Below are 13149 nucleotides of genomic sequence, written 5' to 3' on the forward strand. Positions count from 1 at the left end.
AAGCCATGGGCCTCGTCATTCCGGTCATCCTCGGCTCGGTCCGGACGGAGCGGCAGGGCATCAAGGCGGCCCGCTACATCATGCGCCGGCTCGCCGAGCGGGGGCACGAGGCGGTGCTGGTCGACCCTGTGGAGAAGCGGCTGCCGCTGCTCGACCGCATGTACAAGGAATACCCGACCGGGACCGCGCCGGAGGTGCTGGAGGAACTGGCGGGGCTCTACCGCCGGGCGGACGGCTTCATGATCGTCACGGCCGAGTACAACCAATCCGTCCCGCCGGCGCTGAAGAACCTGCTCGACCACTTCCTCGAGGAGTATTTCTGGCGGCCCTCGGCCATCATGTCCTACTCGGCCGGCCGCTTCGGCGGCGTCCGGGCCGCCGTGACGCTGCGGACGGTGCTGGGCGAGCTCGGCATGCCGTCGATCCCCTCCATCCTCGCGATCCCGAGCATCGGCAAGTCGCTCTCCGACGAGGGCGCCGCGAACGAGCCCTGGATCGACAGGTCGGCGGGACGCTTCCTCGACGAGTTCGCCTGGTACGCCGAGGCCCTCGCGGCGAAGCGGGCGGGAGGGCCGCTGCCGTATTGAGGCGGCTCGGGCCGCGCGGGGCGGTCTAGACGAGGCGGCGGCTGTCGGGGATCCGGCTCCTTCGGGCGAGCCCCGAAGGTAAGAGGCAACCCATCCGCCGGCCCCAAGTTGACCGACCATGGCATCGTGGTGGCGCTCCCCGACCGGCATCAACTGGCGCGCGGCGGCGCTCCTGGGGCTGGTCAGCTCCACCTTCTCGACCCTGGTCAGCCAGTTCACGGCGGCACGGCTCGGGCGGGATGCGGTCGTAGACTGGATGTCCGTCGCCGCGATCCCGCTCCGGGACGGCATGATCCAGATCGAACCCTCGGGCTGGATCATCGCGGCGGGCATCGCCTTCCACCAATGGGCGGATTTCTCCTGGGCGATCGTGTTCTTCGGGCTGCTCGGGCGCTGGACGGCCCGGCTCTCGCCCTGGACGCTCATCCCGGTCGCGCTCATCTGGGCGCTGTTCACGTCGTTCTCTGAATGGGCCTTCCTGGTTCCGCTGTTTCCCTTCTTCCAGCCGATCTTCGTGCTCGAGCAGCCGTACTGGATCGGCTTCCTGGTCCACGCGACCTCGGCCTCGATGTACCCGCTCTTCCCGTATCTCCGGGACTGGGTGGCGGGCGACATGCCTTCGCCGAACCGGCGTTTCGCAATCGGCTGGAGCAGTGCCGCGGCGGCCGGCGTGCTGGGGCTCGGCATCTTGGCCCTCCTGGGCTCGCAGGGGCGGGAACTGCCCTGGATGGGCGCCGACGAGGCGTATGATCGCGGCTACATGCGGCGCATGATCGATCACCATCGGCAGGGCATCGAGCTCGCCCGGCTCGGGGCGGAGCGGGCTCAGGATCCGCATCTGCGCATGGTCGCTCGCCTCATCGCGGCCGTGCAGATCGGCGAGACGGAGATCCTCGAGCAGTGGTGGCGAAGCTGGTTCGCCGCGCCCCTAGAGGTCTGCTCGCCGCAGGAGCGGGCTGCCATGCCCGGCATGCTGACCCCGGACCAGAAGGAGAGCGCCCGGCAGGCTGACGCGGCCTCGTTCGATGGCCGCTTCATCGCGCTGATGTCCCATCACCATGCGGGCGCGATCCAGATGGCGGACGAGGGGCTGCGCCGTGCGGGCGACATCCGGCTCCGGCTCATGTCGCACGGCATCCGGCACGGCCAGCGTGGGGAAGTTCAGTTGATGCACAACCTCCAGGGCCGGGCCGCCGTGCGCTCCGCGCTCGCGGCTCTCGTCCTCCCGGCGGGGGAGCATCCGAGCGACCGGGCGCCCGCCCTGTAGCGGTCCTGCTTGCCGTCGCGGCGGAGGGGCCGCATCCTGGCGGGGCCCGCCTCGACGCGGGTCAACGACAAGGCCGGGAGGATTGGATGGTGAGATCGCTCGCGATCATCGGCGCGGCGTGGCTTGCAGCGGGGGCGGCGCTGGCGCAGAGCCCGACCTGGTCGCCGCCGCCCGAAAACCAGCGCTGCCCCTCCAAGTGGGGCGCGAACGACGAGCGGGGCGCCGCCAACCACATCAAGCCGGCCCTCGTCGCCAACGCCATGAAGCTCGTGAAGACCGGCGAGATCATCGAGCTCGGGCACGTGCTGAACGACAAGATGCCGTTCTTCGGCACCCGCCGCTTCGACGTCCACGCGAAGCGAACCTTCATGAATGCGGGCTCGAACCGGCGCGGCTCGAACGAGGAGGTCGTCATCAGCGAGATCGGCCAGGTCGGGACGCAGTTCGACGCCTTCGCGCACCAGACCGTCGAGAACAGCTGGTACAACTGCCTGAAGGTGGACGAGAACACGACCCGCGGCGGTTTTGCGAAGCTCGGCGTCCACAATGTCGGCGCGATCGTCACGCGGGGCGTGCTGATCGACGTCGCGGGCCTCAAGGGCGTCGAGACGCTCCCCGACACCTACGAGATCACGGTGCAGGATCTCGAGGACGCTCTCAAGAAGCAGAACCTCAGCATCCAGCCGGGGGATGCAGTGCTCATCAATACGGGCTGGGGAAAGCTCTGGGCGAAGGACAACGCCCGCTATGTGAAGTCCTGTCCGGGGCTCGGGGTGAAGGCCGCCGAGTGGCTGATCGCGAAGGATCCGGTCCTGCTCGGGTCCGACAACTGGCCGGTCGAGGTGAGCCCGAACCCGGATCCGCAGCTTTCCCTCCCGCTCCACCAGCTGGCGCTCGTGGTTCACGGCGTCCATCTTCTCGAGAACATGAAGCTCGACGAGCTGGCCCAAAAAGGCGTGCAGGAATTCGCCCTGGTGCTGCAGCCGCTGAAGATCCAGGGCGGCTCGGGATCGACGGTCGCGCCGATCGCCATGCGGTAGGAGCCAGACATGCCGGTGCGCCCAGACCTTTCGGCAATCCGCGCCCGCTATGCGGCGGCCGCGATGGTCTGGGCGCGGCAGGAGGGCTTCGACAACCCGCGCGTCGAAGCCGCCTTCGCGGCCGTTCCCCGGGAGAGCTACCTCACGCCTCCGCCATGGCGCGTGTTCTCGCCCGGCGGGGGACCGGTCGACGAGGAGACGTCGGACCCGGCCCGGCTGTACCAGGACGTGCTCGTCGTCCTGGACAGGCGCAAGGGCATCAATAACGGCCAGCCCTCTCTCCACGCCGCCTGGATGGCGATGGTCGATCCGCAGGCTGGCGAGACCGTGGTCCAGGTCGGCATCGGGGCGGGCTACTACACCGCGATCCTGGCGGAGCTGGTGGGGCAGGGCGGCCGGCTGGAGGCATTCGAGATCGAGCCGAGCCTTGCGGCCGTCGCCCGGGAGAACCTCGCCTCTCTTCCGCAAGTCGCCGTCCATGCCGCGTCGGCTGTCGGCGCGGCGCTCCCGCTCGCCGACATCGTCTATGTCTCGGCCGGTGCGGTAGCGCCCGATCCTGCCTGGCTGCGCTGCCTGAAGCCGCAGGGCCGCCTCATCATGCCCTGGCAACCCGCGCCCATGGAGGGACGGACGCTTCTCGCCCGGCGCGAGCCCGGCGGGTTTTCGGTGCAGCTGCACGGCAGCGTGGCCTTCGTGGGCTGCATCGGGGCGGAAGCGCGTGACGTGCGGGCGCGAGGGTTGCCGGCCCAGCCGATCGGGAGGACCCGCTCGGTTTGGCTCTCCTCCGAGAGCTCGCCGGACGAATCGGCGACGGCGATCTATGCCGATGTCTGGCTTTCTACTCGCGAGGTCTGACCTGGGCTCCCGGGGAGCATGTTGTAGGTTTGCCACATCGGCAAAACATCCCGATCACGCCCCGGAACCTACAACGCTTCGCCGCGATGCCGCCATAAACCCGGATCAGTCCATAGCCGCGGTAAAGTTGTTGCCCCACAACGGTTTAGTGCGTCTTTGAGACGGGCTCGACGCTTGCCTTCCATTGCTGGCGAGCCCTGTCGCGAGTCTCGTTGCGCCGTCGCGCGGGTGGTAGGAGCGGACGTCTTTCGGCCGCTGAGCGGTGGGTGTGAGCGAGATCGAGTTATGGACGCGCGTTTAATCGACAAATCGAAGCTGCCGAGCCGGTACGTGACCGAAGGTCCCGCCAGGGCTCCGCACCGTTCCTACCTCTATGCGATGGGTCTGACGAAGGAGCAGATCCACCAGCCCCTGATCGGCGTCGCGACCTGCTGGAACGAGGCCGCACCTTGCAACATCTCCCTGATGCGCCAGGCTCAGGCGGTGAAGAAGGGCGTGGCGGCCGCAGGAGGCACGCCGCGCGAGTTCTGCACCATCACGGTGACGGACGGGATCGCCATGGGACATGGCGGCATGCGCGCCTCGCTGCCGTCGCGGGAGGTGATCGCCGACTCGGTCGAGCTGACCATGCGGGGCCACGCCTATGACGCGCTGGTCGGCATGGCGGGCTGCGACAAGTCCCTGCCGGGCATGATGATGGCGATGGTGCGCCTCAACGTGCCGTCCGTCTTCATCTATGGCGGCTCCATCCTGCCCGGCTCGTTCCGGGGCAAGCCCGTCACCGTCCAGGATCTCTTCGAGGCCGTCGGCAAGCACTCCGTCGGCGACATGTCGGATGCCGACCTCGACGAGCTCGAGCAGGTCGCCTGCCCGTCCGCAGGTGCGTGCGGCGCCCAGTTCACGGCCAACACGATGGCGACGGTCTCGGAGGCGATTGGCCTTGCTCTGCCTTACTCGGCCGGAGCGCCGGCTCCCTACGAGATCCGCGACCGGTTCTGCGCCACGGCCGGCGAGATGGTGGTCGAGCTGCTCAAGCTGGGCATCCGGCCGCGCGACATCGTCACCCGCAAGGCACTGGAGAACGCTGCGACGGTCGTCGCGGCCTCCGGGGGCTCGACGAATGCCGCGCTGCACCTGCCGGCAATCGCGCACGAGGCCGGGATCGAGTTCACGCTGTTCGACGTCGCCGAGATCTTCAAGCGCACGCCCTACATCGCCGACCTGAAGCCAGGCGGCCGCTACGTCGCGAAGGACATGTTCGAGGTCGGCGGAATCCCGCTCCTGATGAAGACGCTGCTCGACCACGGCTTCCTGCATGGCGACTGCATCACGGTGACGGGCCGCACGATCGCGGAGAACATGGCCAAGGTGCAGTGGAACCCGGATCAGGACGTCGTGTACCCGGCCGACCGGCCGATCACGCCGACCGGCGGCGTCGTCGGCCTCAAGGGCAACCTCGCTCCCGAGGGCGCGATCGTAAAGGTGGCGGGCATGCCCGTCGAGAAGCAGGTCTTCACCGGCCCCGCCCGCGTCTTCGACAACGAGGAAGCCTGTTTCGAGGCCGTCACGAAGCGCACCTACAAGGAAGGGGATGTTCTCGTCATCCGCTACGAGGGTCCGCGGGGTGGCCCGGGCATGCGCGAGATGCTGTCCACCACGGCCGCGCTCTACGGACAGGGCATGGGCGACAAGGTCGCGCTGATCACGGACGGCCGCTTCTCCGGCGCGACGCGTGGCTTCTGCGTCGGCCATGTCGGGCCCGAGGCGGCTGTCGGCGGGCCGATCGGGCTTCTGCGCGACGGGGACATGATCACGCTCGACGCGATCAAGGGAACGCTCTCCGTCGACCTGACGGATGATGAGCTCGCCCGGCGCCGCGCGGAGTGGAAGGCGCCCGAGCGCCCGCCGCTCTCGGGCTATCTGTGGAAGTACGCTCAGGGGGTCGGGAACGCGCTCAACGGAGCCGTCACGCATCCAGGTGGCGGAAAGGACATCGCGACCTATGCGGACTTGTAGGCCGCTTCTTCTGTCCGTGCTGGGGCTCGCCGTGTTCGCGGCGAGCCCGGTCAGGGCACCTGCGAGTGACCTGACCGGGCCCCGCCCGGGGCCGCGCAATCCGGTTCCGGAGGGCTATCTCTCCGCGCGCGAGGCGCTTCGTTCCGCCGTCCGCAACTACAATGCGGGCGATAAGGCCGCGGCCGTTAAGGCTCTCGAATACGCGGCCGATCAAGGGCACTCGCTCGCGTCCTGGAAGCTCGGCCGCATGTATGCGGAAGGTGACGGCGTCCCGCGCGACGACCTGAAGGCCTTCGGGTATTTCTCCAGGATCGCCGACGAGAATGCCGACGAGGCCCCGGACTCCCCGCGCGCCGGGGTCGTGGCGAGTGCCTTCGTGGCCCTGGGAAGCTATTTCCTGGAGGGCATCAAGAACAGCAACGTCGGGGTCAATCCGGAAAAGGCGGCGGAGCTGTATTCCTACGCCGCATCCTATTTCGGGGATCCCACCGCACAATTCAGCCTCGCCCAACTCTACCTCAATGGAAGCGGCGTGGATCGCGACGAGCGCCAGGCGGCGCGCTGGTTCAATCTTGCGGCTGAGAAGGGGCATGTCGGTGCCCAGGCGCTGCTCGGGCGCATGCTGCTGAACGGCCAGGGCGTGCCGCGGGAGCGTGCCCGCGGGCTGATGTGGCTCATGCTCGCCAAGGAAGCCGCGGACCCGAAGCGCGATGCGTGGATCTGGGCGATGCATGCCGAGGCACTGGAGGGGGCGAGCGAGTCGGATCGGCGCAACGCCAGCGCCTTCGTCGAGCGCTTTCAGAGCCGGCGCCGCTGATCGCAGAATCCGTTCTCCCGGTCGGTGCGGCGGGACGGGGCAGCCTGCGGGAGTTCGCCGGTCTCAGTCCGTAGGCAGGTCGAGCGTCACAGAAACTGGGACGTGGTCGGACGGTTTGTCTAGCGCGCGCATGCGCTTGTGGATCTCGACTTCCTTGAGCCTGTCGGCGGCTTGGGGCGACAAGAGCAGGTGGTCGATGCGGATGCCCTTGTTCTTCTGCCAGGCGCCAGCCTGATAATCCCAGAACGTATAAAGACCGCCCCGATCATCGCACGCCCTGAGTGCGTCCGTGTAGCCGAGGCCGAGAAGCCGGCGGTAGGCGGCGCGGCTCTCCGGCTGAAGCAGGGCGTCGTTGGCCCAGGCTTCCGGGTCCGACACGTCCTTGAATTCCGGGATGACGTTGTAGTCTCCGCCGAGGATCGTAGGCTCTTCGAGGGCCAGCAACTCCGCTGCGTGGTTTCGCAGGCGATCCATCCAGGCCAGCTTGTATGTGAACTTCTCCGTCCCGATCGGATTGCCGTTGGGCAGGTAGATCGACGCGACCCGCACGGATTTGCCTCCGGGCAGAGAGATCACCGCCTCCAGATATCGCGACTGCACATCTTCCTCGTTGCCGGGCAGGCGAGGCGTGACGTCGGCCAATGGTAGGCGGGAGAGGATCGCGACGCCGTTGAAGCCCTTCTGGCCGTGTACGGCGACGTTGTAGCCGAGGTCCTCGACTTCCAGCCGGGGAAACGCCTCGTCGACGCACTTGATCTCCTGCAGGCAGAGAACGTCGGGCCGTGTCTCGGTGAGGAACTTCTGCAGGTGGCCGAGCCGCTGCTTGACCGAGTTCACGTTCCAGGTCGCGATGATCATGAGCCGCTAATCCCGGGTCGCGAGCGCGACCGTTCTCGTGCCCTCAAGCCCGGCAAGGCCGGTGCGGTCAAGCCTGGGATAACGGGCTCTGTTGATCGGATGTAACACGCGAGGCGGATCTGCTCTGCCTCGACAGAGCACGGTTGCGCGGAGGCGTGGCGGCAGGCACCTTCCGGACATCCTCGAGGCTGGCCCGAATGCGACTTCTCAAACTTGTCTTCGCTCTCGCCGCGTCCGGCTCTCTGGCCGGCTGCGTCGCATCGACAGACTACCCCTACCCGGTCACCGGCAACCCGGTGAACCCGACGCCGGTCCGCAACTACAAGGTCCAGTGCCAGTCGGTGCCGACGATCCCGAACTTGTTCGGCGATGACTTCAACACCGGCTGCCAGCAGATCATCGCCCCCGCAGAGGACGTGCTCGTCGCCAAAGGCTGAGGAGCCGGTCCTGGGTCCTGGGCCGACCCCTCGTGGTAGCCGGCGCCTACGCAGCTCTGGCAGCGTCCAGCGTCGGGTAATCCGTGTAGCCGCGCTCGTCGCCGCCATAGAAGGTCTTCTGGTCCCATTCGTTCAGCGGTGCCCCGATGCGGAGCCGCTCGACGAGGTCGGGATTTGAGATGAAGGCCTTGCCGAAGGCGATCGCATCGGCCTTGCCCGAGCGAACGGCCTCGACGGCGAGTTCGCGGCTGTAGCCGTTATTGGCGATGTAGGTGCCCCCGAAGGCCTCCCGCAGGGCCGCATAGTCGAAGGGGATGTTGTCCCGCGGCCCGCCTGTCGCGCCCTCGATCACGTGAATGAAGGCAAGCCGCAACTCGCCGAGCTTCCTGGCGACGTGCTCGAAGAGCGGCTGCGGCTCCGTGTCCGTGATGCCGTTCGCCGGCGTAACCGGAGACAGGCGGATACCGACGCGGTCAGGATCCCAGGCTTTCGCAACAGCCTCGGCTACTTCCAGGGTGAAACGGGCGCGGTTCTCGATCGAGCCGCCATACTTGTCCGTCCGCTGGTTGGCGCCGTCCTTCATGAACTGGTCGAGCAGGTAGCCATTGGCGCCGTGGATCTCGACACCGTCGAACCCGGCCTCCCGAGCCCGCTCGGCGGCACGGGCGAAATCCTTGACGATACCAGGGATCTCGTCGAGCGTGAGCGCCCGCGGCTGGGAGACCTCGGTGAAGCCAGCCTCGACATAGGTGCGCGTCTTGGCGGGGATCGCGGACGGGGCGACTGGCGCAGCCCCTTCTGCCTGCAGCGAGACGTGGGACACGCGGCCGACATGCCAGAGTTGGATGACGATCCGCCCGCCAGCTTGGTGGACGGCATCCGTCACCTTCTTCCAACCCGCGACCTGCTCGTCGGTATATATGCCGGGCGTCCAGATGTAGCCCTGGCCCTGCCGCGAGATCTGCGATCCTTCGGTGACAATCAGGCCGGCCCCGGCGCGCTGACGATAATACTCGACATGCATCGCGCGAGGAGCATCCGTGCCCGGTGTCGCTCGGTTACGGGTGAGGGGAGCCATGACGATCCGGTTGGCCATCGCGATGGCGCCGGCCTTCAGCGGCTGAAACAGCGGTGATGCGTCGGACATAAACTTCCTTCTGCAGCGAGTTTCTGCTGCACCGCAATGTAGGGGCGGCGTTCGGCCATCGGGACCAGCGCGAGGCGCAGGTCAGCCAGACGGAACCTTCTGAGAAGTGACGGCGCACATTCGGTCCTGCAGCGCTCTGGCGAGGCGCTCCAAGAAGGGCACTTGGCCCGGGAGGAGCTTCTCCCGACCTTCCGCAAGCGAGAACCAGCCGGCCCGGTCGATCTCCGGCACGGTGAGCTTGCGGCCGGATCGCGGCGGCCAGGCGATCTCGAGCAGGTTGCTGCGGATGAGGGCTGGATCGAGATCGTGCTCGAGGCCGAATGCGAAGACAACCTTGCCGCTCTTCTGCTTGACCTCGCCCAGATCGAGAAAAGGGCCCGCCTCGGGCAGGCAGGTCCCGATTTCCTCCGCGAACTCCCGCAAGGCTGCACGCCGGGGATCCTCACCGGCGTCGATCTCGCCCTTCGGGATCGACCAGGCACCCAGGTCGCGCTTCGCCCAGAACGGTCCGCCCGGGTGAACGAGGAGGACCTCTGGCCCCTCCGGGGGGCGCCGGTAGAGAAGGATGCCCGCGCTGCGTTTCGCCATGTCTCAGACTGCGCTGCGAGCGCAGATCGGGAAAGTCCAGGCTGGTCTGTCTTCGTCGCAGGGCCAAACGGAAAGGCCGCATCGTCACCGATGCGGCCTCCGCCTCCCCATTCGTTGTACGGAGAGCCCTGTCGAGAGGGCTCTCCCGGTCTTTGGTCTGGGTCCCTGCGCTTTTCAGCGATGGGGATCGTAGGTGAAGATATCGCGGTCCTTCGTCTCGGGCAGCAGAAGCAGACCGATGATGAAGGTCATGAGTGCGAAGATGATCGGGTACCACAGGCCCGAGAAGATGTTGCCGCTGGCGGCCACGATCGCGAAGGCCGTCGGTGGCAGGAAGCCGCCGAACCAGCCGTTGCCGATGTGGTAGGGCAGCGACATGCCGGTGTACCGGATCCGGGTCGGGAAGAGCTCGACCAGGAGCGCGGCGATCGGGCCGTAGACCATGGTCACGTAGAGGACCAGGAGGAACAGGACCCCGATCAGGGCGAGCGAGCGGCTGTCCGTCAGCACCGTGCCGATGGACGGCGTCTTCAGGATGCTCGCATCGCCGGCCTTCGGGTAACCGGCGGCCTGAGCGGCCGCGACGACGCTCGCCCCGGTCCCCTGCAGGTTCTGGACCTCCGTGCCGTTGACCTTCACGGTCAGCGGCGAGCCTGCGGGACCCGAGACCAGATCGTAGTGGATGGAGTTCGTCGCCAGCGTGCGGCGGATGAGGTCGCACGGTGCCGTGAAGGTCCGCACCCCCACCGGGTCGAACAGGGTGCCGCATTGCGCCGGGTCGGCCGTGATGACGACCTTCACGTTCTCCGTCGCCTCGATCAGCTTCGGGTTCGCGATCTTCGCCAACTGGGTGAAGAGCGGGAAGTAGGTCGCCGCCGCGATCAGGCATCCTGCCAGGAGGATCGGCTTGCGGCCGATCTTGTCCGACAGCCATCCGAAGAAGATGAAGAAGGGTGTTCCGATCAGCAGCGAGATGGCGATGACGAGGTTTGCCGTCGTGCCGTCGACCTTGAGCGTCTGGGTAAGGAAGAAGAGGGCATAGAACTGCCCAGTGTACCAGACGACCGCCTGACCCGCCGTGCCCCCGAGCAGGGCGATGAGGCCGATCTTGGCATTGTCCCAGCGGCCGAAGGCTTCCGACAACGGGGCCTTCGAAGCGGTGCCTTCCTCCTTCATCTTCTGGAAGGCCGGGGACTCGGCGAGCGAGAGCCGGATCCAGATCGAGAAGCCGAGCAGGATGATCGAGAGCAGGAACGGAATGCGCCAGCCGTAATCGGCGAAGGCCTCCGGGGTCATGCTGAGGCGCAGCGTCAGGATCACCATCAGCGACAGCATCAGGCCGACGGTCGCGGTCGTCTGGATCCACGACGTGTAGAAGCCGCGGCGCCCCTGGGGCGCGTGCTCGGCCACGTAGGTTGCGGCGCCGCCATACTCGCCGCCAAGGGCGAGACCCTGGAGGAGGCGGCAGATGATGAATATTACGGGGGCTAAATACCCGATCGTCGCATAGCCGGGCAGCAGGCCGACCACGAAGGTCGCGATGCCCATGACCGTCATCGTGACGAGGAAGGTGTACTTGCGGCCGATCATGTCCCCGAGCCGGCCGAAGAAGATCGCGCCGAAGGGGCGTACCGCGAAGCCGGCAGCAAACCCGAAGAGCACGAAGATGAACTTGGCGGTGTCGTTGTTGCCGGGAACAAAGTTGGCGGCGATGTTCGCGGCCAGGGATCCGGCAAGGTAGAAGTCGTACCACTCGAAAACAGTGCCCGCGGAGGACGCGATGATGACCTTGCGTTCCTCCTTCGACATTGGACGGGGCACCGCCCTGTCACTTGTGGACGTGGCTGCGACGGCCATGGCGCTCTCTCCGTTTATGTCGGCGCCCGGCCGCGAATCGCGCCCGCGAGCGCCCCCTTTCTCGCTCATCCGGCATAGGATAGGCCTGCGCCAGCGTCGATGACCGGCGACTTGGCAATTGGTCGTGCAACCTAGGTCTTAGCACCTTCGTTGCGTAACTTGGGGGCGTCGGCCATATACTGGGCGGGCGGAGGCCTGATCATGATGGAGCGTCGCGTATGCGGCCAGAAGCCTCGCGTTTGTTCATCGCCGTGACATTGGCCGGCATTGGAGTGGCCTGTTCGTCAGCGAGCCTGCTGGCCGCACCGCGAGGCGGTCCAGGCTACGCCAGGACGGTCGCTCCGACCTTTCGGGTGCGGCCGCTTCCTCCGCTGAGCTTCTCGCCCACGATCGCGATTCCTGCGCGGAAGCCCGGCCCTGGCCGTTTCCCGCATGGTTTCGCCAGGGGTGGTGCGGGCCATCACGGCGGAGCTTTCCATCGCGCCCGCTTCCGATACGGCGGTTGGTACGGCGGCGGCTTCGGCTATTCGGGGGCATTCTACGGCCTGCCCTACGCTTACGCGGACGGGTACAATTACTTCACCGGCGGTGGTCCGCCGGTTCTTGGGCCGCCTCAATGGCCCGTTGCGGTCGGGATACCGCCATCGCCCGTGCAGCCACCGGCGATCTACGTCATCGGTGAGAACCGGCAGAACGCGGCCGTGTCCCGGCGGGGCCGTTCTCCGGCAGGTGCGGATCGCGCCCGGATCTCGGGCTCGGCCAACGGCCGGATGGCGTCCGGCCCCGCCTTCATCAGGGTTCCGCCCGGCCGCTGAGTGCGTAGAGAGCGATCGCGGCTGCGTTCGAGACGTTCAGGCTCTTGATGGCACCCGGCATGTCGAGCCGGGCCACCACGTCGCAGCACTCCCGTGTGCGTTGCCGAAGGCCCTTTCCCTCGGCTCCGAGCACGAGAATCGTCGGACGCGAAACGGGAACATCGGCGAGACTAGCCGCGCCCTCGGAATCCAGGCCGACCCGGCGGAAGCCGCGCTCGCCGAGCACGATGAGCGCCTCGGCGAGGTTGCGGACCACGAGAAACGGCACGTGCTCCAGGCCTCCGGACGCCGCTTTTGCCAGCACACCCGTCACCGCCGGGCTGTGGCGGGCGGTCGTCACTATGGCTTCGACGCCGAAGGCGGCCGCGGTGCGCACGATAGCGCCGACATTGTGGGGGTCGGTGATCTGGTCCAGCGCCAGCACGAGTCCCTTGTCGCTCAGCGAATCGAGCGTCGGTCCCGCCAGCGGCTCCGATTCGAGATAGAGGCCCTGGTGCACCGAATCCGGCTCGAGCAGGCGGCTGATTTCGTCCGCCCGCACGATCTCCGGGGGAAGGGGAAGCTCACCGAGCTCCTCTGCAAGCCGGCGTGCGCCGTTCTCGGTCGCCAGCAGGCGGAGGTGATGGCGCCCGGGATTTCGCAGCGCTTCCGATACCGGGTGCCAGCCATAGAGGACCGAACGATCTTCGCTCTCTTGGCGTCTGGGACGCGGCCGGCCAGGCGGTCCGCCTCGACGCGCGCCCCAACCCCGCTGGCCGGATTTCGTCATCTGCTTCATGCCGGTTTCATCGCGGGGAACGCGCCAGAGGTCCAGTGCCTGACCAACGTCCACGCAAGATGGCGACCCCTGGGTTGACACCCAGGG

Annotated in this window: 13 protein-coding genes; 8 read left to right on the forward strand and 5 right to left on the reverse strand. The window is 67.3% G+C overall.

Annotated features, from left to right (window positions below):
- Positions 1-5: 5 nt before the first annotated feature.
- The 6 genes from ACO2SS_RS08160 (at position 6) to ACO2SS_RS08185 (ending at position 6582) form a co-directional block, all read left to right on the forward strand.
- The gene (locus tag ACO2SS_RS08160) at positions 6-587 is read left to right on the forward strand and encodes an NADPH-dependent FMN reductase (protein ID WP_423277112.1); all 582 of its coding nucleotides are present in this window, start codon (positions 6-8) and stop codon (positions 585-587) included.
- A gap of 118 nt (positions 588-705) precedes the next feature.
- On the forward strand, positions 706-1854 hold the full coding sequence (locus ACO2SS_RS08165) for a DUF305 domain-containing protein (protein WP_423277113.1): 1149 nt from the start codon (positions 706-708) through the stop codon (positions 1852-1854).
- 86 nt (positions 1855-1940) lie between these two features.
- Positions 1941-2894 (forward strand): cyclase family protein, encoded by a 954-nt coding sequence (locus ACO2SS_RS08170; protein ID WP_423277114.1) that lies wholly within the window; start codon positions 1941-1943, stop codon positions 2892-2894.
- 9 nt (positions 2895-2903) lie between these two features.
- Positions 2904-3749 (forward strand): protein-L-isoaspartate O-methyltransferase family protein, encoded by an 846-nt coding sequence (locus ACO2SS_RS08175; protein WP_423277115.1) that lies wholly within the window; start codon positions 2904-2906, stop codon positions 3747-3749.
- Between the two features lie 285 nt (positions 3750-4034).
- Positions 4035-5765 (forward strand): dihydroxy-acid dehydratase, encoded by a 1731-nt coding sequence (ilvD, locus tag ACO2SS_RS08180; RefSeq protein WP_423277117.1) that lies wholly within the window; start codon positions 4035-4037, stop codon positions 5763-5765.
- Positions 5752-6582 carry a tetratricopeptide repeat protein gene (locus ACO2SS_RS08185; protein ID WP_423277118.1) on the forward strand — a complete coding sequence of 277 codons (831 nt, stop codon included), beginning with the start codon at positions 5752-5754 and terminating at the stop codon, positions 6580-6582. Before ilvD ends, ACO2SS_RS08185 begins: the two co-directional genes overlap by 14 nt.
- Before the next feature lie 63 nt (positions 6583-6645).
- On the opposite strand, the gene xth is transcribed toward ACO2SS_RS08185, so the two are convergent.
- On the reverse strand, positions 6646-7440 hold the full coding sequence (gene xth / locus ACO2SS_RS08190; protein WP_423277119.1) for an exodeoxyribonuclease III: 795 nt from the start codon (positions 7438-7440) through the stop codon (positions 6646-6648).
- Positions 7441-7637: 197 nt separating this feature from the next.
- Between xth and ACO2SS_RS08195 the strand changes: the two genes are divergently transcribed.
- Positions 7638-7877, forward strand: a complete 240-nt coding sequence (locus tag ACO2SS_RS08195) for a hypothetical protein (RefSeq protein ID WP_423277120.1) — start codon at positions 7638-7640, stop codon at positions 7875-7877.
- Between the two features lie 46 nt (positions 7878-7923).
- Here ACO2SS_RS08195 and ACO2SS_RS08200 read toward each other — a convergent pair whose 3' ends face one another.
- The 3 genes from ACO2SS_RS08200 to ACO2SS_RS08210 all read right to left on the reverse strand — a co-directional run bounded on the left by ACO2SS_RS08200 (position 7924) and on the right by ACO2SS_RS08210 (position 11469).
- Entirely contained in the window at positions 7924-9024 is a 1101-nt protein-coding gene (locus tag ACO2SS_RS08200; protein ID WP_423277121.1) for an alkene reductase, read from the reverse strand.
- 81 nt (positions 9025-9105) lie between these two features.
- Positions 9106-9612, reverse strand: coding sequence for an NUDIX domain-containing protein (locus tag ACO2SS_RS08205; RefSeq protein ID WP_423277122.1), 507 nt, complete (start codon positions 9610-9612; stop codon positions 9106-9108).
- Between the two features lie 174 nt (positions 9613-9786).
- On the reverse strand, positions 9787-11469 hold the full coding sequence (locus ACO2SS_RS08210; protein WP_423277123.1) for an MFS transporter: 1683 nt from the start codon (positions 11467-11469) through the stop codon (positions 9787-9789).
- Positions 11470-11822: 353 nt separating this feature from the next.
- Here ACO2SS_RS08210 and ACO2SS_RS08215 point away from each other — a divergent pair, with 353 nt between their 5' ends.
- The gene (locus ACO2SS_RS08215; protein ID WP_423277124.1) at positions 11823-12284 is read left to right on the forward strand and encodes a hypothetical protein; all 462 of its coding nucleotides are present in this window, start codon (positions 11823-11825) and stop codon (positions 12282-12284) included.
- Here the strand turns inward: ACO2SS_RS08215 and ACO2SS_RS08220 are convergent.
- The gene (locus tag ACO2SS_RS08220; protein WP_423277180.1) at positions 12262-13053 is read right to left on the reverse strand and encodes a TrmH family RNA methyltransferase; all 792 of its coding nucleotides are present in this window, start codon (positions 13051-13053) and stop codon (positions 12262-12264) included. The two genes, ACO2SS_RS08215 and ACO2SS_RS08220, sit on opposite strands and share 23 nt — an antisense overlap.
- Between the last annotated feature and the right edge of the window lie 96 nt (positions 13054-13149).

It is taken from the genome of Enterovirga sp. CN4-39 (assembly GCF_049446235.1).
Lineage (GTDB): Bacteria > Pseudomonadota > Alphaproteobacteria > Rhizobiales > Beijerinckiaceae > Enterovirga.